Origin of the sequence: Chitinolyticbacter albus (assembly GCF_024437655.1) — a bacterium.
GTDB lineage: Bacteria > Pseudomonadota > Gammaproteobacteria > Burkholderiales > Chitinibacteraceae > Chitinolyticbacter > Chitinolyticbacter albus.
Genome location: NZ_JANBVF010000002.1, coordinates 72,363 through 97,765, shown reverse-complemented (window position 1 = coordinate 97,765; position 25,403 = coordinate 72,363). Strand labels below are relative to the sequence as shown.

The 25,403-nt window shown below is 63.3% G+C and carries 19 protein-coding genes; 9 read left to right on the top strand and 10 right to left on the bottom strand.

Annotated features, from left to right (window positions below; all coding sequences use genetic code 11):
- Positions 1-99 precede the first annotated feature (99 nt).
- From NLI84_RS19095 to NLI84_RS02110, 3 genes are all read right to left on the bottom strand, one after another.
- Positions 100-1,671 carry a lytic polysaccharide monooxygenase gene (locus NLI84_RS19095; RefSeq protein ID WP_308445811.1) on the bottom strand — a complete coding sequence of 524 codons (1,572 nt, stop codon included), beginning with the start codon at positions 1,669-1,671 and terminating at the stop codon, positions 100-102.
- Positions 1,672-1,947: 276 nt separating this feature from the next.
- Positions 1,948-2,853: a citrate synthase gene (locus tag NLI84_RS02115; protein WP_255987856.1), complete on the bottom strand. Its 906-nt coding sequence runs from the start codon at positions 2,851-2,853 to the stop codon at positions 1,948-1,950.
- Positions 2,854-2,976: 123 nt separating this feature from the next.
- Positions 2,977-3,099 (bottom strand): helix-turn-helix transcriptional regulator, encoded by a 123-nt coding sequence (locus tag NLI84_RS02110; protein WP_255987855.1) that lies wholly within the window; start codon positions 3,097-3,099, stop codon positions 2,977-2,979.
- 73 nt (positions 3,100-3,172) lie between these two features.
- On the opposite strand from NLI84_RS02110, the gene NLI84_RS02105 reads away from it, so the two are divergent.
- Positions 3,173-3,943 carry a class I SAM-dependent methyltransferase gene (locus NLI84_RS02105; RefSeq protein WP_255987854.1) on the top strand — a complete coding sequence of 257 codons (771 nt, stop codon included), beginning with the start codon at positions 3,173-3,175 and terminating at the stop codon, positions 3,941-3,943.
- 56 nt (positions 3,944-3,999) lie between these two features.
- On the opposite strand, the gene lpdA is transcribed toward NLI84_RS02105, so the two are convergent.
- From lpdA to zwf, 7 genes are all read right to left on the bottom strand, one after another.
- On the bottom strand, positions 4,000-5,790 hold the full coding sequence (gene lpdA / locus NLI84_RS02100) for a dihydrolipoyl dehydrogenase (RefSeq protein ID WP_255987853.1): 1,791 nt from the start codon (positions 5,788-5,790) through the stop codon (positions 4,000-4,002).
- Positions 5,791-5,899: 109 nt separating this feature from the next.
- Positions 5,900-7,531, bottom strand: a complete 1,632-nt coding sequence (aceF, locus tag NLI84_RS02095; protein WP_255987852.1) for a dihydrolipoyllysine-residue acetyltransferase — start codon at positions 7,529-7,531, stop codon at positions 5,900-5,902.
- Between the two features lie 112 nt (positions 7,532-7,643).
- On the bottom strand, positions 7,644-10,301 hold the full coding sequence (gene aceE, locus NLI84_RS02090) for a pyruvate dehydrogenase (acetyl-transferring), homodimeric type (protein WP_255987851.1): 2,658 nt from the start codon (positions 10,299-10,301) through the stop codon (positions 7,644-7,646).
- Positions 10,302-10,407: 106 nt separating this feature from the next.
- Positions 10,408-12,054: a glucose-6-phosphate isomerase gene (pgi, locus tag NLI84_RS02085; protein WP_255987850.1), complete on the bottom strand. Its 1,647-nt coding sequence runs from the start codon at positions 12,052-12,054 to the stop codon at positions 10,408-10,410.
- Positions 12,055-12,093: 39 nt separating this feature from the next.
- On the bottom strand, positions 12,094-12,945 hold the full coding sequence (hexR, locus tag NLI84_RS02080) for a transcriptional regulator HexR (RefSeq protein ID WP_255987849.1): 852 nt from the start codon (positions 12,943-12,945) through the stop codon (positions 12,094-12,096).
- A 117-nt stretch (positions 12,946-13,062) separates the two neighbouring features.
- Positions 13,063-13,761, bottom strand: coding sequence for a 6-phosphogluconolactonase (pgl, locus tag NLI84_RS02075; protein WP_255987847.1), 699 nt, complete (start codon positions 13,759-13,761; stop codon positions 13,063-13,065).
- A 204-nt stretch (positions 13,762-13,965) separates the two neighbouring features.
- The gene (gene zwf, locus NLI84_RS02070) at positions 13,966-15,417 is read right to left on the bottom strand and encodes a glucose-6-phosphate dehydrogenase (protein ID WP_255987846.1); all 1,452 of its coding nucleotides are present in this window, start codon (positions 15,415-15,417) and stop codon (positions 13,966-13,968) included.
- A 332-nt stretch (positions 15,418-15,749) separates the two neighbouring features.
- Between zwf and edd the strand changes: the two genes are divergently transcribed.
- The 8 genes from edd (at position 15,750) to NLI84_RS02030 (ending at position 25,328) form a co-directional block, all read left to right on the top strand.
- On the top strand, positions 15,750-17,573 hold the full coding sequence (gene edd, locus NLI84_RS02065) for a phosphogluconate dehydratase (RefSeq protein WP_255987843.1): 1,824 nt from the start codon (positions 15,750-15,752) through the stop codon (positions 17,571-17,573).
- A gap of 91 nt (positions 17,574-17,664) precedes the next feature.
- Positions 17,665-18,288: a bifunctional 4-hydroxy-2-oxoglutarate aldolase/2-dehydro-3-deoxy-phosphogluconate aldolase gene (eda, locus tag NLI84_RS02060; protein ID WP_255987842.1), complete on the top strand. Its 624-nt coding sequence runs from the start codon at positions 17,665-17,667 to the stop codon at positions 18,286-18,288.
- Between the two features lie 222 nt (positions 18,289-18,510).
- Positions 18,511-19,515, top strand: a complete 1,005-nt coding sequence (gene gap / locus NLI84_RS02055; RefSeq protein ID WP_255987841.1) for a type I glyceraldehyde-3-phosphate dehydrogenase — start codon at positions 18,511-18,513, stop codon at positions 19,513-19,515.
- A 241-nt stretch (positions 19,516-19,756) separates the two neighbouring features.
- Positions 19,757-20,827: a porin gene (locus NLI84_RS02050; RefSeq protein WP_255987840.1), complete on the top strand. Its 1,071-nt coding sequence runs from the start codon at positions 19,757-19,759 to the stop codon at positions 20,825-20,827.
- A gap of 242 nt (positions 20,828-21,069) precedes the next feature.
- Positions 21,070-22,314, top strand: a complete 1,245-nt coding sequence (locus NLI84_RS02045) for an ABC transporter substrate-binding protein (protein ID WP_255987839.1) — start codon at positions 21,070-21,072, stop codon at positions 22,312-22,314.
- Between the two features lie 110 nt (positions 22,315-22,424).
- Entirely contained in the window at positions 22,425-23,324 is a 900-nt protein-coding gene (locus NLI84_RS02040; protein WP_255987838.1) for a carbohydrate ABC transporter permease, read from the top strand.
- Positions 23,317-24,174, top strand: coding sequence for a carbohydrate ABC transporter permease (locus tag NLI84_RS02035; RefSeq protein WP_255987836.1), 858 nt, complete (start codon positions 23,317-23,319; stop codon positions 24,172-24,174). The genes NLI84_RS02040 and NLI84_RS02035 overlap by 8 nt, the downstream gene beginning before the upstream one ends.
- 62 nt (positions 24,175-24,236) lie before the next feature.
- On the top strand, positions 24,237-25,328 hold the full coding sequence (locus tag NLI84_RS02030; protein WP_255987835.1) for an ABC transporter ATP-binding protein: 1,092 nt from the start codon (positions 24,237-24,239) through the stop codon (positions 25,326-25,328).
- Positions 25,329-25,403 lie beyond the last annotated feature (75 nt).

The window sequence follows — 25,403 nt, the reverse complement described above, 5'->3', positions numbered from 1 at the left end:
TGACCGGCGGTGGCGTGCATGAAACCGCTTTCTTTTGGTGCGTCGATACCAATGAAAAGGCCCTCCACCAGGGAGGGCCTATTCAGTACGGGGCCGGAATCAGTTGCAGGCGCCGATGTCCTGCCACACGCCCCATTGGCCGGACTGGCTGGGGTTATCGCCCTGCGTCCACCACTTGTTCTGGTAGTTGCGGCCGTTGTAGGTCACCTTGGTGCCGGTGGCTGCATACACGGTGCTGGCGTTCCACACCGGGTTGCAACTCGACGGCGCCGGCGTGACCGGAGTCGGCGTAACCGGCGCCGGTGTCACGGGGGCCGGAGTTACCGGGGTCGGCGTCACCGGGGTCGGCGTCACCGGGGCCGGGGTAACCGGAGTCGGTGTCGGCACGGAGCCGGTGCAGGCGCCGACATCCTTCCACAGCGTGTTGCTCGAAGCCGGGTTCCAGCCAGCGCCCACGTAGGCGGTGTGGGTTACCAGGGCCTGGTAGTTACGGCCGTTGTAGGTCACCAGCGTACCGGCGGTGAAGTTGCGGCCTTCGGCCCAGGCGGTGTAGCAGGCGCCCGGTGCCGGAGTCGGCGTGGTCGGGACGGGGGTGACCGGGGTCGGGGTGACCGGAATCGGCGTAGGTGTGACTGGCGTCGGCGTGACCGGCGATGGCGTCGGTGTGGTGGGCGACGGAGTCGGGGTCGTTGGCGACGGGGTTGGCACCGTGGTGCCGTTCACGTCGACACGGAAGGTGTAGCTGACGCCATCACGCGAATACACACGGTTGTCCTGCGTGCTCTTCACCGGGGCGATGCTGCCATTGGTGGCGAGCACGCCGACCGAGATGTAACGCGACGAGCTATTGACCTTCTGCGCCAGGTAGTACGGCCAGTTGGCGGCCAGATACATCTTCTCGCCGGTGACGCTGTCCCAGCCCATGCTGACGGTAAAGCTTTCCAGATCGCCGCCATTGGCGTCGAACAGGCGGAAGGTGACGTTGGTTTCCGCGGCGATGTCCTGTGCCGAACGGATCTGGCCCAGCTCCTTGTAATTGGAGACCACAGCCGAGAAGGTCACATCCGAGCACGAGTAGAAGGCTTCGGCGCTGTCCGAACGTTGCCACGTGTTGTAGATCACGTGGTAGCCCTTCTTGTTCTTGGGCAACGGGCAGGTGAGGTGATAGCGCTTGGTCGCGTCGGCGGGCACGTTGCCCAGCTTGCAGAACTGCTCCAGGTCGCTCCACTTCAAGGGCTGGGTCGGGTTCCAGCTGTCCTTGGTCACGTAGAACACCCAATCACGGGTCGCATGTGTGGCCGGGGCGTTGTAGACGAACTCGAAGTTGCCGTTGGAATCCGGGGCGATCGGCGAGGTGACCCAGTCGGTACGAGCAAGGTTGAGGCCGGCGTAGTTGGATTTGCCACCGGCACACAACTGGCCATCGGGTACGAAGGCCTGGTGGTTGCCGTCCGGATTCTGGTTCACGCCGTTCCAGTCATACAGCATCTGCGGGCCGGAAATGGCCACGGCAGCCTGGCAGGCGGCGGACTTCGGTGCCTCGGGGCCTTCGTTGAAGCAATTGAGCACGCGGCTGACCGGAACTTCCATCGAGCCGTGGGCGAGCACGGCGCCGGGCAATGCCAGCAGCAACGACAGGCAAATACGCGTGGGCTTGAAGCGCTTGTTCATGTTGTCTCCTCATTGTCTGGGGGCGGCGCCGCGATCTGATTCTTATTGGGTATCCGGCGCCTGGCTGCACTCTGAAGCAGTGCGCGCTAGCTTACTGATGCACCGGAGTGGATACAAGGCGTGATCGAGTTAATACCACTTGCGTGCGAGTAAGCCGCCGCGCGCGACGCAAGGCCGTGCAAGGAACGAGCAATCGTATTAGTTCAGTCTTATGTGACAACAGGTCGGCTCACGGCGACGAGTGGCCGGCCGGTTTTTGTGCCAATACCACTGCGGCTAGGGACCGACCCGCTCCAGATAGCGGGCGCGTGGCCGGATCAGATGGCCGTCCCGCCGCTGCTCCAGCGCGTGAGCCAGCCAGCCGACGGTGCGGCCGGCAGCGAACAGGGCGAAGGCGCCGCCACGCACAAGGCCCAGCTGGCGGCGCAACAGCACCAAGGCGAGGTCGATGTTGGGTGGCGGCCAGCCTCTGGCTGCGGCTTGCGCAAGCAGATGCGCCATCGATGAATCAAGCGTCAGCAGCGACAACAGTTTCGTCGCGCGCGGATCGCCCGCCGGATACAGCGGATGGCCAAAGCCAGGGCCGCTGGCTTCGAGCGGGGCACCGCCGGCCATCTGGTCCAACCAGGCTTCCACTTCGGTACTCTGGCCTCCATGCGCCGTGCCGCTGACGGCGGATAGCCCGCCCAGCACGCAGGCGCCGAGATCGGCCCCGGCGGAAGCGATACAGCGCGCGGTGAGGGTCGACACATTCAGCTCGTGATCGGCCGACAATACCAACGCTGCGCGAACCTGCTCGCTCGCCGGCGCATCGAGCGACCATGCCGCTGCGAACTGGCGATGGATAGCTTGCCGGCAAGGCGCGGTGCCAAGCAGGCTGGCGGTCACGAGACGCATATGAGCCACCGCGGCGGCGGCAGGATCAGTTTCTGCGATGCCATTGCGGCCCAGCGCGGTGAGGGCAATGGCCCGATCGGCGAAGCTTGCCGATTGCAGGGACTGGTTCAACTGCGCCCAGGCCGGCCCCGTATCGGGAGCGGGAGCATCGAACGCTGCTGCGTCACAAGTCCATAACAGGGCGGCCACCTCTTCCAGGCTGGCGGTATCGGCCAGCGTGGAGGCGGGCTGGCTGCGATAGCACAAGCGGCCTTCGGCGACGCCGCTCAAACCGGTGTCGAGCACCGGTTGGCCCCAGGCCAGGCTGGCCGCGGCGATGCGATCGGGCTTGCGTCCGGGTGCTTTCAGCCGCAGCCGCCGCTCGATGTCCTCGCGCAGATAGCGGCTGCGGCGATCATCGCCGGCGCGCTACACGGCAAGCCGGCCCCGACTGACATAGCTATATAGCGTGGTGCGGCTGATGCCGAGCAGGCGGGCGGCATCATCGGCGTAGAGATAGCGCAACATCGGCAACTTGATTGGTTTGATCAAGATTGACGGTATATCGCAGCAGCACATTCAATACCAGCACGCGGCGCCGCTTTCCCATCCTGAGAGGAAAGCCATGAACACCATCGACTTTGGCCTGACGGCTGACGACTATCGCATTCACCGTGCCGGGTTTCCCGACGCGTTCTATGACCGACTCGCCGCCTGGGGGTTAGGCGGTGCAGGCTCGCGCGTGCTCGACCTGGGCACGGGTACCGGCACGCTGGCGCGGGGCCTGGCTCAGCGCGGTTGCCGCGTGACCGGCCTTGATATCGCGCCAGCGATGCTGGCGGCGGCGAGAGCGCTGGATCAGGAAGCCGGCGTCGAGGTCCAGTACCTCGCAGCGGCGGCGGAGCACACCGGTCTGCCTGACGCGCAGTTCGACCTGGTCTGCGCCGGCCAGTGCTGGCACTGGTTCGATGGGCCTGCCGCCGCGCGCGAGGCAGGGCGCCTGTTACGCCCCGGTGGCACGCTCCTGATTGCCCACTACGACTGGCTTCCATTGCCGGGCAGCGTCGCCGAGGCGAGCGAGCAGCTGATCCTCGCGCACAACCCGCAGTGGCGCGGTGCTGGCGGCTGCGGCATCCACACCGCTGGCTTTGCGCACTTGGCCGAGGCCGGCTTCATCGCGCTGGAGTCGCAATCGTTCGACCATGCGCAGCGCTATACGCACGAAGGATGGCGCGGCCGCATCCGTGCCAGCGCCGGTGTGTCGGCCAGCCTGGATGAAGCGGCGGTCGCCAAGTTCGACGCCGAGCATGCGCAGTTGCTGGCGGAGCGATTTCCGGTCGATCCATTCGATGTGCCGCATCGGATGTTCCTGTTAATCGGCCGCAAGCCGGCGTGAACGTGCAAGAAAAAACCGCACCCCGAAGGGTGCGGTTTTTTCTTGGCCGATAAGCCTTACTTCTTGCGCTGCGGCGGCAGGTCCGTGCATACGCCCTTGGCGACTTCGGCGGCCATGCCGATCGATTCGCCCATGGTGGGATGCGGGTGGATGGTCTTGCCGATGTCCACTGCATCCGCGCCCATCTCGATGCCGAGGCAGATCTCGCCGATCATGTCGCCGGCGTGCGGGCCGACGATGGCGCCACCCAGGATCTGGCCGTTTTCCGCATCAAAGATCAGCTTGGTGAAGCCCTCCGTGCGGCCATTGGCGATGGCGCGCCCGGACGCCGCCCAGGGGAACACGCCCTTGGTGATCTTGATGTCGTCCTGCTTGGCTTGGTCTTCGGTGAGGCCGACCCAGGCCACTTCCGGATCGGTGTAGGCGACGCCGGGAATCACGCGGGCGTCGAAGAACGCCTTGTGGCCGGCGGCGTTTTCCGCTGCGACGTGCGCTTCATGCACCGCCTTGTGTGCCAGCATGGGCTGGCCGATGACGTCGCCGATCGCGAAGATGTGCGGGACAGGGCTGCCATCAGCCCGTTTGGTGCGCATCTGCTTGTCGGTCGGGATGAAGCCGCGCTCGTCAACGAACACGCCGGCCTTGTCTGCGCCGATCTTCTTGCCATTGGGCGAGCGGCCGGTGGAGTAGAGCACCAGGTCGTAGCATTGCGGGCCTTCCGGCACTTTCGGTCCTTCGAAGGTGACCCAGACGCCGTCTTCCTTGGGCTCGATGCTGGTGGTTTTCGACTCCAGCATGATGTTGTCGAAGCGATGCTTGTTCCAGTCCTGCCAGACCTTCACCAGATCGCGGTCGGCACCCAGCATCAGGCCGTTGGAGAGTTCGACCACATCGAGACGCGCGCCCAGCGTCGAGTACACCGTGCCCATTTCCAGGCCGATGATGCCGCCGCCGATGATCAGCATGCGCTTGGGAACGCTCGCTAGTTCCAGCGCGCCGGTCGAATCGACGATGCGCGGATCGTTCGGGATGAAGGGCAACTTCACCGCCTGCGAGCCAGCGGCGATGATGGCCTGCTTGAACTTCACGACCTTCTTCTCGCCGTTCAGGTCCTTGGCGCTGCCGGAGGTGAGATGGACTTCCATATGGTAGGCATCGAGGAAGTTGCCGATGCCGCGCACCTGCTCGACCTTGCGCATCTTGGCCATCCCGGCCAGACCGCCGGTGAGCTTGTCGATGACCTTTTCCTTGTAGCCGCGCAGCGCATCGATATCGACTTCCGGTTTGCCGAACTTGATGCCGTTGGAGGCGAGGTGGGCCACTTCGTCGATGACCGCTGCATTGTGCAGCAGCGCCTTGGACGGAATGCAGCCGACGTTCAGACATACGCCACCCAGCGTGCCATAGCGCTCGACCAGCACGGTCTTGAGCCCGAGATCTGCAGCGCGAAACGCCGCCGAATAGCCGCCGGGGCCGGCGCCGAGCACCAGCATGTCGCATTCGAGATCGACGGGGCCAGTGTAGCTGCCGGCCGCGACAGGGGCCGGCGCCGGTGCGGCGGCCTGCGGCGCGGGCGCGACTGCAGGGGCCGGTGCGCTGGCCGTTGCGGTGGCTTCGATCACAACGATCACGGTGCCTTCGGACACCTTGTCGCCGACCTTGATCTTCAGCTCCTTGATCACGCCAGCGTGGGTAGCCGGCACTTCCATGGTGGCCTTGTCGGTTTCCAGCGTGATCAGGCTTTGTTCGATGGCGACGGTATCGCCGACGCTGACGAACACTTCGATGACGTCGACGTTGTCATGGCCGCCGATGTCGGGGACTTTCAGTTCGATTGTGTTGCTCATAGCATGAGTCCTGTGAGAGCGAGGAGAGAGGTGGGAGGGGTAACCCCTGCCACCTGCCAGCGCGGGGTGCGGGAGTGGGCGGAACGCCGCACTCCTCACACCTCACGCCTCACAACACCAGCCGCCGGATATCGCTCAGCAGCTTGCCCAGATGCACGGTGAAGCGGCCGGCGGCTGCGCCATCGATCACGCGGTGATCGAACGACAGCGACAGCGGGCACAGCAGGCGCGGCTCGAACGCGCTGCCATTCCACACCGGCTTGATCTGGCTCTTGCACACGCCAAGGATCGCGACTTCCGGCGCATTGATGATGGGCGTGAAGCTGGTGCCGCCGATGCCACCCAGGGACGAGATGGTGAAGGTGGCGCCTTGCATGTCGGTCGGCTTGAGCTTGCCTTCGCGGGCGAGCGCCGAGAGATCGGTCAGCTCCTTGGCGATCTGCTTCAGGCCCTTCTTGTCGGCATCCTTGATCACCGGCACTACGAGGCCGTTCGGCGTGTCGGCGGCGAAACCGATGTGGTAGTACTGCTTGAGGATCAGGTTGTCGCCATCGAGCGAGGAGTTCATTTCCGGGAAGGCCTTCAGTGCCTCGGCGGCCGCCTTGATGATGAAGGCTAGCGGCGAGAGCTTGAGGCCGGACTTCTCCCATTCGCGGCCTATGGTCTTGCGGAATTCCTCCAGCTCGGTGATATCGCATTCGTCGTTGAACGTGACATGCGGGATCACCACCCAGTTACGGTGCAGGTTGGCGCCGGAGATCTTCTTGATCTTGGACAGCGGCTTGGCTTCGATCGGACCGAACTTGGCGAAGTCGACCTTGGGCCACGGCAACAGATCGAGCCCTGCGCCACCACCGCTTGCTGCGGCGACGGGAGCTGCGGTCGCGCCGGACAGCACCGCTTTCACATAGCCTTGCACGTCCTCGTGCAGTACCCGGCCCTTGGCTCCGGAGCCCTTGACGCGGCCGAGGTCGACGCCGAGCTCACGCGCGAACTTGCGCACCGACGGCGAGGCGTGGGCGCTGGCAAAGCCGGCTTCGTCGACCGTGGCCGGGGCGCTGGTCTGCGCCGCGACGACGGGCGCCGGTGCTGCCTTGGCGGGGGCCGGAGCCGCTGCCTGCGGGGCAGGGGCGGCCGCCGGCGTTGCAACCGCAGCGGGCTGCGCTGCGGCACCGCTGCTCTTGACGGTGACGATCAACGCGCCTTCGGACACCTTGTCGCCGACCTTGATCACGACGCTTTCGACGACGCCGGCGGTGGTCGAGGGCACTTCCATGGTCGCTTTGTCGGTTTCCAGCGTGATCAGCGATTGTTCCTTGGCCACGGCGTCACCGGGCTTGACCAGCACTTCGATCACGTCGACGTTGTCGTGGCCGCCGATGTCGGGCACGCGCACTTCGACCACGGCGCCACCGGCCTGCGGTGCTGCGGCGACTGGCGCTGCTGCGGGGGCCGGCGCGACAGCAGCAGCGGGTGCAGGAGCAGGCGCGCTGGCCACGTCGGCCACTTCCAGCAACACGACCACGCCGCCCTCGGAAATCTTGTCGCCGACCTTGACCTTCACTTCCTTGACGATGCCGGCAGCGGTGGCCGGCACTTCCATGGTCGCCTTGTCGGTTTCCAGCGTGATCAGGCTTTGCTCGACCTCGACGCGATCGCCCGCGGCGACCATCACTTCGATGATGTCGACGTTGTCGTGGCCACCGATGTCGGGCACTTTCAGTTCAATGACGTTGCTCATGGGATAAATCCTGTGAGGGGTGAGGGTGAGGAGCGGAAGACCGCTCCTGCCAGCGCTCGGTGCGAGATGGGGCATTCACGCCTCCAGCCTCACACCTCGCGCCTCACTCAAATCAAACGGTCCAGGGGGCCGGTCGGTCGGTGCCGATGCCGTACTTAGCGATCGCGTCGGCGACGACCTTGCGCTCAAGCTTGCCCTCGTCGGCCAGACCCTTTAGCGCGGCGACCGCGACGTAATAGCGATCGACCTCGAAGAAGCGGCGCAGCGCTGCTCGGCTGTCAGAGCGGCCAAAGCCGTCGGTGCCCAGCGTGATCATCTTCTGCGGCACGTATTCGCGGATCTGGTCGGCGAAGATGCGCTTGTAGTCGGTGGCGGCGATCACCGGGCCCACGCGGCCTTGCAGGCATTGCGTCACGTACGGAACGCGCTCGGTTTCGGTCGGGTGCAGCAGGTTGTAGCGGCTGGCGGCCATGCCGTCGCGCTTGAGCTCATTGAGGCTGGTGGTCGACCAGATGTCGGCGTCGACGCCGAAGTCAGCCTTCAACAGATCAGCCGCGGCAATCACTTCGCGGAAGATGGTGCCGCAACCCAGGAGCTGTACTTTGAGCTTGGCATCCTTCGCCCCTTCGCGGAACAGATACATGCCCTTGATGATGCCTTCCTCGGCGCCTTCCGGCATCGCCGGGTGCGCGTAGTTCTCGTTCATCACCGTCAGGTAGTAGTAGATGTTTTCCTGATCCTGGTACATGCGCTTCATGCCGTTCTGCACGATCACGGCGAGCTCATAGGCGAAGGTCGGATCGTACGAGACGCAGTTCGGGATGAAGTCGGCGAACAGGTGGCCGTGGCCATCCTGGTGCTGCAGGCCTTCGCCGTTCAGCGTGGTGCGCCCGGCCGTGCCGCCAACCAGGAAGCCGCGCGCGCGCAGGTCGCCCGCGGCCCACGCCAGATCGCCGATGCGCTGGAAGCCGAACATCGAGTAGTAGATGTAGATCGGGATCATGGTCACGCCATGATTGGCGTAACTGGTGGCGGCGGCGATCCAGTCGGCCATGGCGCCGGCTTCGTTGATGCCTTCCTGCAGGATCTGGCCGTCCTTCGATTCCTTGTAGAACATCAGCTGGTCAGCATCTTGTGGCGCGTAGAGCTGGCCGACATGCGACCAGATGCCGAGCTGGCGGAACATGCCTTCCATGCCGAAGGTGCGGGACTCATCCGGCACGATGGGCACGACGCGCTTGCCGATGTTTTTATCCTTGATCAGCGTGCCCATGATGCGCACGAAGGCCATGGTGGTCGACATCTCGCGCTCGCCGGTGCTCTCGATTTGCGCCTTGAACGCGTCGAGCCCCGGCACCTGCAGCGATTCATTGACCGGTTTGCGCGCCGGCAGATAGCCACCAAGCGCCTGGCGGCGTTCGTGCATGTACTGCATTTCCGGCGCGTCGCTCGGGGGCAGGTAGAAGGCGCAGGCCTTGGCTTGTTCGTCCGAGAGCGGGATCTTGAAGCGGTCGCGCAGGTGCAGCATGTCGTCGTCGGACAGCTTCTTGGTCTGGTGGGCGACGTTCTGCGATTCGCCGGCCGAGCCCATGCCGTAGCCCTTGACGGTCTTGACCAGCAGCAGCGTGGGGGCACCCTTGTGTTCGACCGCAGCCTTGTAGGCGGCGTACACCTTGTGCGGATCGTTGCCGCCGCGGGTCAGGCGCCAGATGTCATCGTCGGACATGCTGGACACCAGCGCCTTCAGCTCCGGCGTGTTGAAGAAATGCTCGCGCACGAAGGCGCCGTCCTTGGACTTGTAGGTCTGGTATTCGCCATCGACCACCGCCATCATGCGCTGCTGCAGCAGGCCCTTCTTGTCGCGGGCGAGCAGGGCATCCCAGCCCGAGCCCCACACCACCTTGATCACGTTCCAGCCCGAGCCGTGGAAGTCGCCTTCCAGCTCCTGGATGATCTTGCCGTTGCCGCGCACCGGGCCGTCCAGGCGCTGCAGGTTGCAGTTGATGACGAACACCAGGTTGTCGAGGCGCTCGCGCCCGGCCAGCGAGATCGCGCCGAGCGATTCGGGCTCATCCATTTCGCCGTCGCCCATGAAGGCCCAGACCTTGCGGTCGCCCTTTTGCTTGAAGCCGCGATCGTCCAGGTACTTCATGAAGCGGGCCTGGTAGATGGCCATGATGGGCCCCAGGCCCATCGACACCGTGGGGAACTGCCAGAAATCGGGCATCAGCCACGGGTGCGGATAGCTGGACAGGCCGCCGCCGTCGACTTCGCGGCGGAACTTGTTCAGCTGGTCTTCGTTGATACGGCCTTCCAGGTAGGCGCGGGCATACATGCCGGGCGCGCTGTGGCCCTGGAAGTAGACGAGGTCGCCGCCGTGCTCGTCGCTCGGCGCATGCCAGAAGTGGTTCCAGCCCACGTCGTAAAGGGTAGCGGCAGAGGCAAACGAGGTGATGTGGCCACCGGGCTCCGCGGGGTCGCGGTTGGCCTTCACGACCATGGCCGCGGCGTTCCAGCGCGTGTAGGAGCGAATGCGCTCCTCGTAGGCGTGGTTGCCGGGGCTGCGGCTTTCCAGATGCTGCGGGATGGTGTTGATGTACGCGGTGGTGGCCGTATACGGGATGTTCACGCCGTCCTGCCGGGCGTGATCAATCAGTTGCTCAACCAGGAAGTGGGCGCGTTCGGCGCCTTCATTTTCCAGTACGCCATCCAGTGCTTCCAGCCACTCCCGGGTTTCCTGCGGATCGTGGTCGTGCGTTTGCTCTGCCATGTTGTCTACCTATGTGGTGAGTTGGACTATCGTCCGGCCTGTATGCCGGCCGGGCGATGCATCGCCCGGCGTGTAGCCGGGCGAGCCATGTGGCGTTGCGGTGCGCTTATCGCGGCACGTTACGCTTGTAGTAGTTGATAAGGCCGTTGGTCGAAGCGTCGTGCGAGGTGGTGAGGCCCGGGGTGGTGAGGTCGCCCTCGATGGCCTTGGCGAGCTGCTTGCCGAGCTCGACGCCCCACTGGTCGTACGAATTGACATTCCAGATCGTGCCCTGCACGAAGATCTTGTGCTCGTAGAGCGCGATCAGCGCGCCCAGGCGGCGCGGCGTGAGGCGCTGGATCAGGATGGAATTGGTCGGGCGGTTGCCTTCGAAGATCTTGTGCGGCACCAGAGCGTCCTGTGCGGTGCCGGTGATGCCGGCCTTGTCGAGCTCGGCACGCACTTCGGCCTCGTTCTTGCCGCGCATGAAGGCTTCGGTTTGCGCGAAGTAGTTGGCCATCAGGATGGTGCTGTGCGGTTCCGGGATGTCCGGATGCTCGACGCTGGCAATGAAGTCGATCGGTACCAACTGCGAGCCCTGGTGCAGCATCTGGTAGTAGGCGTGCTGGCCGTTGATGCCGGCATCGCCCCAGACCACGGGGCCGGTGTGGTAGTCGACGCGGTTGCCATCGAGATCGACGGTCTTGCCGTTCGATTCCATGTCCAGCTGCTGCAGATAGGCCGGGAAGCGTTGCAGCGCTTGGTTGTACGGCGAGATCAGCTGGGTGTTGGCGCCGAAGAAGTTGATGTACCACACGCCGAGCAGACCCATGATCACCGGCAGGTTCTGCTCGAGCGGCTTGTTCTTGAAGTGCTCGTCCATGGTGTAGGCACCATGCAGCAGATCCTGGTAGTCGTGCTTGCCGAGGTAAATGGCGATGGGCAGGCCGATGGCAGACCACAGCGAGTAGCGCCCGCCAACCCAGTCCCAGAATTCGAACATGTTGTTGGTGTCGATGCCGAACTCGCTCACGGCCTTGGCGTTGGTCGACACGGCGACGAAATGCTTGGCGATGTGGCTTTCGTTGCCCACGCGGTCGAGGAACCATTTGCGCGCGGTGCGGGCGTTGGTGATGGTTTCCTGCGTGGTGAAGGTCTTGGACGCGATGATGAACAGCGTCGTTTCCGGGTTCAGCTTCTTCAGCGTCGACACGACCTGGTCGCCGTCGACGGTGGAGACGAAATGCATGGTCAGGCGCTGGTGGCCAAAGTTCTTCAGCGCGTTGCAGATCATCACGGGGCCCAGGTCCGAGCCGCCGATACCGATGTTGACGATATCGGTGAAGGCCTTGCCGGTGTAGCCGGTGCGCTCGCCCGAACGGATCTCGTCGGAGAACTGGAACATCTTCTCCTTGACCGCGTTGACCTTGGGCATCACATCTTCGCCGTCGACCACGATCGGGTTCTTGTCGAGGTTGCGCAGCGCCACGTGCAGCACGGCACGGTTTTCGGTGATGTTGATCTTCTCACCCGAGAACATCCGCTGGATGCGCTCGGTCACGCCGGTCTGGCGGGCCAGATCGAACAGCAATGTCATCGTTTCTTCGGTGATGCGGTTCTTCGAGTAGTCGAAGAACAGGCCACCGGATTCGAGCGAGAACCGCTCGAAGCGCTGCGGATCCTGGGCGAACAGATCACGCAGGTGCAACGGTGAAATTTGCTTGTGATGCTCGACCAGGGCTTGCCAGGCGGGCGACGTGAGGAGCTTGGACATCGGAAAACTTCCTTTCGGACTAGGCGTGAAGGGTAGGGCTCAGTAACCGTGGTCCTGGCCGCGTACCCGCTTTTCTTTGAGGTTGCGTTTCATTTTCTCGAGCTGGTCGATCAGCTCTGGGCCGCGCTTGAGCGCGACGCCGACCGCCAGTACGTCGATGATCACCAGGTGGACGATGCGGGTGATCATAGGCGTATAGAGATCAGGATCTTCCATGGTATCGGCATACAGGCAGATCGAGCAGCGCTTGGCGAGCGGGCTCTTGCTGTGCGTGATGCCGATCACGTCGGCGCCGGCGTCGCGCGCGATCTCGACCGAGCGGATCAGGTCGAGCGTGCGACCGGAGTTCGACACGGCCACCACGGCGTCGCCGGGCTTGAGCATCGACGCGCTCATGCCGTGCATGTGCGGATCGGTGTAGGCCACGGTGGGTACGCCCAGGCGGAAGAACTTGTTCTGGGCGTCGATGGCGACGGCGCCAGACTGGCCCTGGCCCCAGACTTCAATCTTGTGCGTGTTCGACAGCACCTTGATCGCGCGCTCCAGCGCCTCGGTATCGAGCTCGTTGCGGCAGCGCAAAAGGTGCGAGATGTTGTTGTCGAACAGTTTCTTGGCAAGGTCATGCGCCGAATCGTCGGCCGAGACCATGGAGTGCACGTAGGGCACGCCGGAGACCAGGCTGCGGGTGAGGCGCAGTTTGAAATCCTGCAACCCCGAGCAATTCAGGCTGCGACAGAAGCGGATCACCGTCGGTTGCGAGACATCCGCAAGATCGGCGATCTGCGCGATAGGCGCGTTGGCGACCAGATTGGGCTGGGCCAGCACCAGCTCGGCGACCTTGCGTTCCGATTTGGAAAGCGAGTCGATCACCGTCTTGATGCGTTCGAGCATGGTTGTTCTCACTCAAACGGCGGAACCGGGCCGAGTAGGCCTGATTCCAGGTTCAGGGCCGCGTGGGGCCCTTGTAAAGGCGGGGCCTTGCGGCCCCGTCCCCGGTCTGGCTGACGCTTACGCGGTCCAGAATACATGCTTGTTTGACGCCACCGCGTCGAGCACGCGGCGGATCGGGTATTGCTCGGTGACCGCTTTATGCTCGGTCATCGCAGTTTGCAGCAGCGATTTCTTGCCTTCGCCGGTGATGTGGACAATTACTTCGCGCGCCTGGGCAATGGTCGGCAGCGTCAGCGTGATGCGCTTGTGCGGCGCCACTGGCGGCGTTACCGCGGCGACGCGCGAGGTGGCAGCGCAAGCGTGTTCCAGTTCGCTTGCGGCAGGGAAGAGGGACGCCGTGTGGCCATCGTCGCCCATGCCGAGGATCAGCACGTCGAACGGTGCGGGGATCTTAGCAAAGCGCGCCTCGATCTCGGCCTCGCCTTCGTGCGGCGTGGCGGCGGAGGAAACCGGCGACACGAAGCGGATGGCGCTGGCAGCGCCGACCAGGAGGTTCTGGCGCACGGTGCGCTCGTTGCTGTCGGCGTGCTCGACCGGCACCCAGCGCTCATCGACCAGCGTGGCGACGACCTTGTCCCACGCCACGTCCTGTTCCGACAGCGCCTTGAACAGGCCGGCCGGCGTGCGGCCGCCGGAAACGGCGATGCTGGCGACACCGCGCGCGGCGATCGCTGCGTTCAGGTCCAACGCGATCTTGGCGGCCAGCGCCGCATCGAGTTCGTCCTTGGACGGGAAATCATGCCATTGCAAAGACATTGCTTACCTCGGGTGGATGGGCCGCGCGCCGAACTGGGTTCGGCGCGGCCTCATACAACAATCAGTGCCTGCTGCGTGCCGGAGCAAAACGCAGCGAGCGGTGCCAGGGCGCGAAGCGGAAGGTCGAGACACCGCAATGGGCTCGATGCCCATGAGGATGTCGAGCCCGCCCGCGACAACGCCAGGCCGCCGCGCAGCAAGTTTTTAGCCTTCTTCGTGCCAGCACAGGCCGTCGCGGGACAGCAGCGCCGACGACGCTGCCGGTCCCCAGGTGCCCGAGGTATACGGCTTGGGCGGCTCGCTGCTGTTTTCCCACGAATCCATGATGGGCTCGACCCAGCGCCATGCGGCGCGCTGCTCGTCGCGGCGCACGAACAGCGACTGGTCACCGCGGATCACGTCCATCAGCAGGCGCTCGTACGCCTCCGGGCTGCGCGAGGCGAAGAAATCCTTGAAGTCGAGGTCGAGGTGGACCGGGCGCAGGCGGAACTGGTTGCCCGGCTCCTTGGCCATCAGGTAGAGGCGGACCGATTCATCGGGTTGCAGCTGGATCACCAGCCGGTTCGGCGTGCCATGGCGGCCGAAGATGGAATGCGGTGCTTCGCGGAAGTTGATGACGATCTCGGCCAGGCGTTCCTGCAGGCGCTTGCCGGTGCGCAGGAAGAAGGGTACGCCGGCCCAGCGCCAGGTCTGGATTTCGGCCTTGAGCGCGACGAAGGTCTCGGTCTTGGAGTTGCCCGGCACGCCCGGCTCTTCCAGGTAACTGGGAACCGGCTTGCCGGCAATGGCGCCGGCACGGTACTGGCCGCGCACCACCTGGGTATGGACGGTTTCCGGCGTCAGCGGCTTGAGTGCGCGCAGCACCTTCAGCTTCTCGTCGCGCACCGCATCGGCGTCGATGCTGGCGGGCGGCTCCATCGCGACGATGGTCAACAGCTGCAGCAGGTGGTTCTGGATCATGTCGCGCAGCGCGCCGGCCTTGTCGTAGAAATCGGCACGGGTCTCGACGCCGACCTGCTCGGTCACGGTGATCTGCACGTCGCGGATCCATTCGCGGCGCCACAGCGGTTCAAGCAGCGTATTGCCAAAGCGCAGTGCCATCAGGTTCAGCACCGGCTCCTTGCCCAGGTAATGGTCGATCCGGTAGATCTGCTGCTCGCTGAAGTATTCGCCGACTTCGTCGTTGATCTTGTTCGACGACTCGAGATCGTGGCCCAGCGGCTTTTCCAACACCACGCGGGCGTTGCCTGCGTTGAGGCCAACGCCGGCGAGGCACTTGGAGATCGGCGCGAACAGGTCGGGCGCGGTCGACAGATAGAACACGCGGGTACGCTGCGGGAATTCGCCCAGCACTTTGGCCAGATTGCCGAAGTCTTCCGGAATGGTGGCGTCGACCTTCAGGTATTCGATACGGGCAGCGAAGTTGGTCCAGTCTGCGTCGTTGTAGTGTTTGCCGAGATAACCCTGGGCGAGGGCATGGGCCTTGCTGATGTAGGCGCTGGCGTCGGATACGCTACGGCCCAGGCAGATGATGCGACCCGCGGCGGGCAGGTTGCCGTCCTGGTGCTGGTGATATAGCGCGGGCAGCAACTTTCTCATTACCAAGTCGCCGGTGCCGCCAAACAGCACCATGTCGAATGCGTCGATCGGAGTCATGACTATCCTTCGTGATTGCGAGTGGCCTCTCGCGGGCCAGGCAGCTGCGGGCAGCCGCAAGGCTGCCGATGTAGTAAGACTGTGTAATCTTACTACGTACTCAAAAATCGGCGCAAACGGTTTCTCCCGAGCCTTTGATTCGATTGGGGTTCTCGGCAATTCACGGGCTACAGGCCGCGCCGATGCTGGTAATTGTTGCACCGCAACAACGACGTTCGTCGGGTGGTGGTGGGTTGAAGTTGTTAAGCCGTTGTAGTAAAACTACGCCTCATAGTATGTAGTGCCGTGCCCGGTCGCTACTCGCCCCAAGTCCTACCGCTCCGGAGTCAGCCATGTCCATCCATCCCCGCTTGGCCGAGGTGACCGCCCGCATTGCCGAGCGCAGCCGGCCCTCGCGCGCGCGTTACTTACAGCGACTGGAGGCAGCGGCGCAAAAGGAACCGGTACGCAAGGGGCTCGCCTGTACCAACCAGGCGCATGCCTGGGCGGCGGCGCCTGACAACGACAAGATCATGCTGCGCGAGATGCGCACGCCCAACGTGGGCATCGTGTCGTCGTACAACGACATGTTGTCGGCGCACCAGCCATTCGAGACTTTCCCCGCCATCATCAAGGCGGCGGCGCATGAAGTCGGCGCCACCGCGCAATTTGCTGGCGGCACGCCGGCGATGTGCGACGGCGTGACGCAGGGCCAGCCGGGCATGGAACTCTCGCTGTTCAGCCGCGACGTGATCGCGATGAGCACGGCGGTGGCGCTGTCGCACAACGTATTCGACTCGGTGGCGGCGCTGGGTGTGTGCGACAAGATCATCCCGGGCCTGTTGATCGGCGTGCTGCAATTCGGCCACTTACCGGCAGTGTTCATTCCGGCCGGGCCGATGACGTCGGGCATCTCCAACAAGGAAAAGGCCAAGATTCGCCAGCTGTTCGCCGAGGGCAAGTGCGATCGCGAGGAGTTGCTGGCCTCGGAAGAAGGTAGCTACCACGGCGCGGGCACCTGTACCTTCTACGGCACGGCGAACTCCAACCAGATGCTGATGGAAGTGATGGGCCTGCATCTGCCGGGCGCGGCCTTCGTCAATCCGAACACCCCCTTGCGCGATGCGCTGACCGCCGCTGCCGCCCGCCGCGCCGGACAGATCACTGCGCTGGGCAATGAATATATTCCCGTCGGCAAGGTCATCGACGAGAAGGCCATCGTCAATGGCATCGTCGGCCTCCTGGCGACGGGCGGCTCGACCAACCACACTATCCACCTGATCGCCGTGGCGCGCGCCGCCGGCATCGTGATCGACTGGAGCGATTTCGACGACCTGTCGCAGATCGTGCCGCTCCTGGCCAAGGTCTATCCCAACGGGTCGGCCGATGTGAACCACTTCCATGCCGCTGGCGGCATGGGCTTTTTGATTCGTGAGCTGCTCGATGCCGGGCTGCTGCACGACGATGTGCTGACCAATGCCGGGTTTGGGCTGCGCCGCTACGCGCAGGAGCCGTTCCTGATCGAGGGTCGCGTCGAGTGGCGCGATGCGCCGAGTGCCAGTGGCGATGCAAACGTATTGAGCACCGTGGCCCATCCCTTCAGCGCCGATGGCGGTTTGCGCCTGCTGCAGGGCAATGTGGGGCGTTCGGTGATCAAGATTTCGGCGGTGGCGCCCGAGCATCGTCTGGTCGAAGCGCCGGCTATCGTGTTCGACGATCAGGATGATGTGCTCGAAGCCTTCAAGAAAGGCGAGCTCGATCGTGATTTCATCGCGGTGCTGCGCTTCCAAGGGCCGCGTGCCAACGGCATGCCGGAACTGCACAAGCTCACTCCGGCGCTTAGCGTGCTGCAGGATCGCGGCTTCAAGGTGGCGCTGGTGACCGATGGCCGCATGTCCGGCGCATCGGGCAAGGTGCCCTCCGCCATCCACATGACGCCGGAAGTGTCGTCCGGCGGCCTCTTGGGCAAGGTACGTACCGGCGACATCATGCGGCTCGATGCCGAGGCCGGCGTGATCGAAGCCATGGTCGATGCCGCCGAATGGGCTGCGCGCGAGGTGGCAACGATGGATCTGTCGAAGAACGCGCACGGCATGGGCCGGGAGCTGTTCGCGACTTTCCGTGCCGCAGCGACCGCGGCCGAGGAAGGGGCCATCTCGATGGGGTTGGCGCATTAACAAGGCTTGGTATTGGTTGCCGGGCAGCCGGCGCAGGGCTTGGCCGGGTCGTCCGACCTATTGTTCAATCTTTCTGAGAAGAGCTTAAACAATGAACATCCGCGAAATCATGCGTTCCTGCCCGGTGATGCCGGTGCTGGTGATCGAAAAGGTCGAGCACGCCGTGCCGCTGGCGCAGGCGCTGGTCGATGGCGGGATCAAGGTGCTGGAAGTGACGCTGCGCACCGAGGCGGCGCTCGGTGCGGTCAAGGCGATTGCCGAGGCCGTTCCCGATGCGATCGTCGGGGTCGGCACCGTGGTGCGCCCCGAGCAGTTTGCCGAGGCCAAGGCGGCGGGCGCCAAGTTTGCCGTGACGCCAGGCCTGACCGAGAAGCTCGCCGCCGCGGCCAAGGCCGCCGATGTTGCCCTGCTGCCGGGCGTGATGACACCGTCCGAAGTCATTGCCGCGCTGGAATTGGGGTTCGACGCACTCAAGCTGTTTCCTGCCGAGCAGGCGGGGAGTCTGGGCATGCTCAAGGCGCTGGGCGGGCCGCTGCCGCAGGCTTTGTTCTGCCCAACCGGCGGTGTCACGCCGGAATCGGCGACCAAGCTGCTGGCCCTGCCTAATGTTGGCTGTGTCGGCGGCTCCTGGCTCGCGCCCAAGGACAAGGTCAACGCTGGCGACTGGGCAGCCATCACCGCGCTGGCGCGCGAAGCCGCTGCGCTGCGCCCCTGATCGGTTGCCGGATTAGGGCATTCCCGTCCGGTCTAGCCACCGGGCATGCTGTAACATGACAGACGTAAACTCGCTGCAAGGCTGGGTGCAGCGAGTGCTGGATCAGTTGCTTCGCTCCGCCCGCGCGATCTTGTCCTGACACTAAGAATCGCGTGGCGGTGCTGCGGCAGCATTCAATCATCCCGGGCTCGCTCGGTCCCACTACTCTCTCGGAGAAGATTCATGGCGATCAAGGTAGGCATCAACGGCTTCGGCCGGATCGGCCGCATGGTATTCCGTGCCGCTGTTTACAATTTCTCGGACGACATCGAGATCGTCGGCATCAACGATCTTTTGGAGCCGGATTACCTCGCCTATATGCTCAAGCACGATTCGGTGCACGGCAAGTTTAAGGGCGACGTGAAGGTCGAGAACGGCCACCTGGTGGTCAACGGCAAGACCATCCGGCTGACCGCCGTGAAGGATCCGGCCGAGCTGAAGTGGGGCGAAGTCGGTGCGGACATCGTGGTCGAATCGACCGGCCTGTTCCTGACCAAGGAAACCGCCGAAAAGCATCTGGCAGCCGGCGCCAAGAAGGTGATCCTGTCCGCACCGTCGAAGGACGATACCCCGATGTTCGTCTACGGCGTGAACCACAAGACCTACGCCGGTGAGGCCATCATCTCCAACGCCTCGTGCACCACCAATTGCTTAGCGCCGCTGGCCAAGGTGGTGAATGACGTGTTCGGCATCAAGCGCGGCCTGATGACGACCGTGCATGCCACCACGGCGACACAGAAGACGGTCGATGGCCCGTCCAACAAGGACTGGCGCGGCGGTCGCGGTATCCTGGAAAACATCATCCCGTCGTCGACCGGCGCCGCCAAGGCCGTGGGCGTAGTGATTCCGTCGGTGAAGGGCAAGCTGACCGGCATGTCGTTCCGCGTGCCGACGTCCGACGTCTCGGTGGTCGATCTGACGGTCGAGCTGAACAAGGAAGCGAGCTACGAGGAAATCTGCGCCGCGCTCAAGGCCGCCTCCGAAGGCGAGCTGAAGGGTGTGCTCGGCTACACCGACGAGAAAGTGGTCTCCACCGACTTTCGTGGCGAGTCGTGCACCTCGGTGTTCGACGCCACTGCCGGCATTTCACTCGACAAGACCTTCGTCAAACTGGTGTCGTGGTATGACAACGAATGGGGCTATTCCAGCAAGGTGCTGGAAATGGTCCGCGTGATGGCCAAGCACTAGACGGTAATCCCGCCAAGCCAACAAAACCGCCGCTTCGCCGGCGGTTTTGTTTTGCCCGTGAGTCGGATGAGCGGCTGTTTGTTGCGTACAAGCGACAAAGTTAGCTGTAAGACCGTTCCCGGTTTGCGACTGTCCCGCTCGTTCTTTTATTCTCTGCCTCAGGGTTAAGCCGGAGGTAACGATGGCTTCACCGCTACAAGCTGGTGTAAACCACCAACTTCTTAATTCAGGAGACCTATAAATGTTCAAGCGTGCTCTGGTTGCTGCTTCCGTCGCAGCACTCTTCGCTGCCCCGGCTTTTGCTGATGTGTCCATCAGCGGCTCGGCTGAAATGGATCTGTTCTATCGCACCAACAATGACAAAGGCAATGGCGACACCGGCGGCAAGCTGCTGCAAGAAATCGCCATCGTGATCAACGTTGACGGCAAGGACAAGCTGGATTCGGGCGACGTGCTGTCGTGGCGCCTGGCTCAGAAGGTTGCTACCCCGGATCGTTTCGATTCGTGGGGCATCCGTGAAGCTTGGATCGCTTACGGTGGTTCCTGGGGTACCCTGAAGTTCGGTAACCAATGGTCCGAAACCTATCTGATCCAAGACTGGCCGTATGGCTCGAAGGGCTTCTCGGGTACCGTGGGTGAAGTGCCTAACGTTGGCTTCGGTCAAGGTATCGGCTACGCTTCGCCGAACTTCGGTGGCTTCAACTTCTCCGCCGTGTACGACATCGGTGATGCCTACGGTAGCGACGTGCAAGCCTACGAAGTGGCTGGTCACTTCGCCGCTGGCAACTTCAACCTGGATGCTGGCTACTACGCTGCCAAAGACGGCCTCCCGGTTCCTGCTGGTCGTGACTGGGCCGGCGGCCCGTCGAGCACCCGCCCGAACGGTCTGAGCGAAGTGAACGGTGTTGATTACGCGAACTGGATCGTCGGTGGCCGTGCAACCTTCGGTGACTTCGCCCTGCGCGCAGCTGTCCGTGGTGCGAGCCTCGACGCCGGTAGTGCGGATGCCGATCAAATCGGTTACCTGATCGGTGGCACCTACTCGTTCGGCAAGAACGCTCTGAGCCTGGGTTATTTCTGGCAAGAATCCGAGCTTGATGGCGCTAACCAAGACGACAACACCTTCGAAACCATCGGCTTCCAGTGGGATTACGCCCTGTCGAAGAACACCGGTGCTTTCCTGCAGATCCGCCACAACATGGTTGGTGCTGACTGGAACAGCAACGCTGTTATCTGGCAAAACGCCGACGGCCTGGCTGCATCGGAAGACAATGCCACCCGTATCCTGGTTGGTACTTGGACCGGCTTCTAATCAGTTCATCTGAACCGATTAGTTCCAGTCATGAGAAAGGGCAGCTTCGGCTGCCCTTTTTCTTTGCTTGCTTGCACCATACGTGACCCCTGTTTGATCCTTTTCTGCCTGCTTTGCGTATTCTTCTCGCCAATACGGCAAACGCCTTACATGGCACACCTCATTCCGTAGCATTTGGCTTGTGACTACAGTGGCTGCATCGGGCACGCCATGGGGCGGCTCGTGCCAAGGAGACACAACAAATGCAAGCTTTGCGTATGACGCTGTGTGCCGCCACGATGGCGGTGGCTTTTGCGGCCAATGCTGCTGAAGTGGAAGTGCTGCACTGGTGGACGTCTGGCGGCGAGGCCAAGGCCGCTGCCGAGCTCAAGAAGATGCTCGAAGCCAAGGGCCACAAGTGGAAAGACTTCGCGGTCGCGGGCGGTGCCGGCGAGAACGCAATGACTGCACTGAAGACGCGCGTGGTATCCGGCAATGCGCCGACCGCCGCGCAAATCAAGGGCCCTGCGATCCAGGAATGGGGTGATGAGGGCGTGCTGGCGTCGATCGATGACGTGGCCAAGAAGGAAGGTTGGGACAAGCTCTTGCCGCCGGTGGTCTCCAACGTGATGAAGTACAAGGGCAGCTACGTGGCCGTGCCGGTCAACGTGCACCGCGTGAACTGGCTGTGGGTAAATCCGGAACTCTTGAAGAAGGCCAACGCCAAGGTTCCGACGACCATCGACGAATTCTTTGCCACCGCCGAAGCGCTGAAGAAGGCTGGCATCCAGCCGGTGGCCTACGGTGGCCAACCGTGGCAGGACGCCACCGTGTTCGAATCGGTGGTACTGGGCGTGGGCGGCGCGGACTTCTACAAGAAGTCGCTGGTGCAACTGGACCAGAACACGCTCAAGAGCGCGACCATGGTGAAGGCGCTGGAAACCTACAAGCGCATCAAGCCGTACACCGACAAGAACGCTCCGGGTCGCGAATGGAACCTGGCGACTGCCATGGTCATCAACGGCAAGGCCGCGATGCAGTTCATGGGTGACTGGGCCAAGGGCGAATTCCTGGCCGCCGGCAAGGTACCAGGCAAGGACTTCCTGTGCGTACCGGCTCCGGGCACCGCCAACGCCTACACCTTCAACATCGACAGCTTCGCCATGTTCAAGCTGCCGAACAAGGATGCGGAGAAGGGTGAGAAGGACTTCGCCTCGGCCGTGATGAGCCCGCAGTTCCAGGAAGTGTTCAACCTGAACAAGGGCTCGATCCCGGTTCGTTCAGGCATGAACATGGCCAAGTTCGACGCCTGCGGCCAGGAGTCGGCCAAGGATTTCCAGGCCACGAACAAGAAGGGCACGCTGCAGCCGTCGATGGCGCATGGCATGGCGGTCCATTCGGCCACGCAAGGCGCGATCTATGACGTTGTTTCGCAGTTCTGGAACGACGACAAGATGACCGCCAAGCAAGCTGCGGACAAGCTCGCCGCCGCTGCCAAGGTTCAGTAATTGCACGCCTGCCGGTCACCGGATCGGTGACCGGCTCCCTCTGTGAGCTAGCCGCACCCTGACAAGCGCGCGGCTCACGACCCCGATTCCGGGTGTCTGGAGAAACGATCATGACTTCCTATAACGGACCGGCGCAGTACGGCTTCGCGGAGCGCTGGCTGCCGCGCCTCGTGCTGGCACCGTCCTTCTTGCTGACGCTGGTCTTCGTCTACGGCTTCATTCTGTGGAATGGCTACCTGTCATTCACCACATCGCGCCTGTTGCCCAACTACGAGTGGGCGGGGCTAGCCCAGTACACCACGCTGTTCGCGAACGAACGCTGGTGGGTTGCGGTGAAGAACCTCTTCATCTTTGGCAGCCTGTTCATTGGCGGCGCGATGGCGGTAGGTATTTTTCTCGCTGTGCTGCTCGACCAGAAAGTGCGCCAGGAAGGGGCGCTGCGCACCCTCTACCTGTACCCGATGGCACTGTCGTTCATCGTCACCGGTACCGCCTGGAAATGGATGCTGAACCCCGGGCTGGGCCTGGAGAAGCTGGTGCAGGACTGGGGCTTCACCAACTTCACCTTCGATTGGCTGGTGAATCCGGACATGTCGATCTACACCGTGGTGATCGCCGGCATCTGGCAGTCGTCCGGCTTCGTGATGGCGCTGTTCCTGGCAGGCCTGCGGGGCATCGACGATTCGATCATCAAGGCGGCCCAGATTGATGGCGCCAGCCTGCCACGCATCTACTGGAAGATCGTGCTGCCGGCGCTGCGTCCGGTGTTTTTCTCCACGCTGATGATCCTCGCGCATATCGCGATCAAGAGCTTCGACTTGGTGATGGCGCTCACCGGCGGAGGCCCGGGCTTCTCGTCCGATGTGCCGGCCACCTTCATGTATTCGACGGCATTCACCCGCGGCCAGATGGGCGTCGGCGCCGCCAGCGCGATGATGATGCTGATGACGGTCGCCGCCATCGTCGTGCCCTACCTGTATTCGGAACTGCGAGGCAGCCGCAATGGATAATCAAAACAAGCTCTGGCGCGTCGCGCTCTACGCGGTCTTGGTGTACGCCGCCGTCTACTACCTGTTGCCGCTCTACATCATGGCCACCACCTCGGTGAAGAGCATGGACGAGATCCGTGCCGGCAACCTGATCGCGCTGCCGATGAGCATCACCTTCGATGCCTGGGGCAAGGCATGGGCCACCGCTTGCACCGGCGTGGAATGTGGCGGCCTGTCGCGCTACTTCTGGAACTCGGTGCAGATGGTCATCCCGGCCGTGCTGATCTCGACCACGCTGGGCGCCATCAACGGCTACGTGCTGTCCAAGTGGCGCTTTCGCGGCTCCGAGCTCACCTTCGCGCTGATCCTGTTCGGGGTATTCATCCCGTTCCAGGTGGTGTTGCTGCCGATGGCGCAGACGCTGGGCTGGTTCGGCATGGCGCGCTCGGTCGCCGGCCTCGTGTTCGTGCATGTGGTGTTCGGCATTGCCTCGACCACGCTGTTCTTTCGCAACTACTACGTGGGCATTCCGGATGAGCTGATCAAGGCGGCGCGCCTCGATGGCGCCGGCTTCTGGCGCATCTTCTTCAAGGTGGTGCTGCCGATGTCGACGCCCATCGTGATGGTGGTGCTGATCTGGCAGTTCACGCAGATCTGGAACGACTTCCTGTTCGGCGTGGTGTTCTCCAGCGGCGACAGCCAGCCGATCACCGTGGGTCTGAACAACCTCGCCAATACCTCGACCAGTGTCAAGGAATACAACGTCGACATGGCCGCGGCCATCATCGCGGCGCTACCGACCATCATCGTCTATGTGCTGGCCGGCAAGTATTTCGTGCGCGGCTTGACCGCCGGCGCCGTGAAGGGCTGATCGAACAACACCGGAATCTGACGGCGCCGGCTGCGCCGTTCGGGCCAAAAACGGAGAAACACATGGGCGCACTCGCCATCAAGAATGTCACCAAGAGCTTCGGTGACACCCACATCCTCAAGGGCATCGATATCCATATCGAGGCCGGCGAATTCCTGATCCTGGTCGGACCTTCGGGCTGCGGCAAATCGACGCTGATGAACATCATCGCCGGGCTGGAGGCTCCGACCACGGGCGAAGTCCATATCGGCGAGCGCATCGTCAACAACGTCGCGCCCAAGGATCGCGACATCGCCATGGTGTTCCAGAGCTATGCGCTCTACCCGACGATGAATGTGCGCAAGAACATTGCCTTTGGCATGGAAACGCGCGGCGTGCCCAAGAAAGAGCAGGACGAGATCATCGCCCGTGTCTCCAAGATGCTGCAGATCGACCACCTGCTCGATCGCAAGCCGGGCCAGCTCTCGGGTGGCCAGCGGCAGCGCGTGGCGATGGGCCGGGCGCTGGCGCGCGACCCCAAGCTGTTCCTGTTCGACGAGCCCTTGTCCAACCTCGATGCCAAGCTACGCGTCGAGATGCGCACCGAGATCAAGCAGCTGCACCATCGGCTGAAGACCACCATCGTCTACGTGACGCATGACCAGATCGAGGCGATGACGCTGGGCGACAAGATCGCCGTGATGAAGGATGGCATCATCCAGCAGTTCGGCAGCCCGGAAGAGATCTACGAGCGCCCGTCCAACCTGTTCGTCGCAGGTTTCATCGGTTCGCCGTCGATGAATTTCGTCGAATGCCATCTGGCCGAGCAGGGCGGTGAATACGGCGTGAGCCTGCAAAGCGAGGGCGACGCGCGTTTCGTGGCGTTACCCAACGGTGCGCGCCTGGCCGATCGTATCGGCCAGAAGGTGATCCTGGGCGTGCGCCCGGAGCAGATTGAAGTCGCCGAAGAGGGCGAGCCTGGCCTCGCCTGCAAGGTGCACCTGACCGAACCGACGGGCCCGGACACCATGATCTTCACCCAGGTGAATGGCAAGGAAGTGGTCGCGCGCGTGCATCCGCGCGCCGCGCGTCATCCGGGCGAGACGATGCGTCTCAAGCTCGACATGGGCAAGGTGGTGCTGTTCGACCCGCAAACCGAATTGCGCCTGGTCTGACCGACCGGCAGATCGAGTACGGCTTGTGCCCCGCCTGGAGCGGGGCTTTTTTTTGCCGTGCCGTCCCGCGCGCTG

Bases quoted from the DNA above. Each gene is read 5' to 3' on its own strand.
- eda (WP_255987842.1), top strand. From the start codon at position 17,665: ATGAACATCCGCGAAATCATGCGTTCCTGCCCGGTGATGCCGGTGCTG.
- hexR (WP_255987849.1), bottom strand. From the start codon at position 12,945: ATGCTCGAACGCATCAAGACGGTGATCGACTCGCTTTCCAAATCGGAA.
- NLI84_RS02045 (WP_255987839.1), top strand. From the start codon at position 21,070: ATGCAAGCTTTGCGTATGACGCTGTGTGCCGCCACGATGGCGGTGGCT.
- pgl (WP_255987847.1), bottom strand. From the start codon at position 13,761: ATGTCTTTGCAATGGCATGATTTCCCGTCCAAGGACGAACTCGATGCG.
- pgi (WP_255987850.1), bottom strand. From the start codon at position 12,054: ATGTCCAAGCTCCTCACGTCGCCCGCCTGGCAAGCCCTGGTCGAGCAT.
- aceE (WP_255987851.1), bottom strand. From the start codon at position 10,301: ATGGCAGAGCAAACGCACGACCACGATCCGCAGGAAACCCGGGAGTGG.
- NLI84_RS02035 (WP_255987836.1), top strand. From the start codon at position 23,317: ATGGATAATCAAAACAAGCTCTGGCGCGTCGCGCTCTACGCGGTCTTG.
- edd (WP_255987843.1), top strand. From the start codon at position 15,750: ATGTCCATCCATCCCCGCTTGGCCGAGGTGACCGCCCGCATTGCCGAG.
- lpdA (WP_255987853.1), bottom strand. From the start codon at position 5,790: ATGAGCAACACAATCGAACTGAAAGTCCCCGACATCGGCGGCCATGAC.
- NLI84_RS02030 (WP_255987835.1), top strand. From the start codon at position 24,237: ATGGGCGCACTCGCCATCAAGAATGTCACCAAGAGCTTCGGTGACACC.
- NLI84_RS02105 (WP_255987854.1), top strand. From the start codon at position 3,173: ATGAACACCATCGACTTTGGCCTGACGGCTGACGACTATCGCATTCAC.
- NLI84_RS02040 (WP_255987838.1), top strand. From the start codon at position 22,425: ATGACTTCCTATAACGGACCGGCGCAGTACGGCTTCGCGGAGCGCTGG.
- gap (WP_255987841.1), top strand. From the start codon at position 18,511: ATGGCGATCAAGGTAGGCATCAACGGCTTCGGCCGGATCGGCCGCATG.
- NLI84_RS19095 (WP_308445811.1), bottom strand. From the start codon at position 1,671: ATGAACAAGCGCTTCAAGCCCACGCGTATTTGCCTGTCGTTGCTGCTG.
- zwf (WP_255987846.1), bottom strand. From the start codon at position 15,417: ATGACTCCGATCGACGCATTCGACATGGTGCTGTTTGGCGGCACCGGC.
- aceF (WP_255987852.1), bottom strand. From the start codon at position 7,531: ATGAGCAACGTCATTGAACTGAAAGTGCCCGACATCGGTGGCCACGAC.
- NLI84_RS02050 (WP_255987840.1), top strand. From the start codon at position 19,757: ATGTTCAAGCGTGCTCTGGTTGCTGCTTCCGTCGCAGCACTCTTCGCT.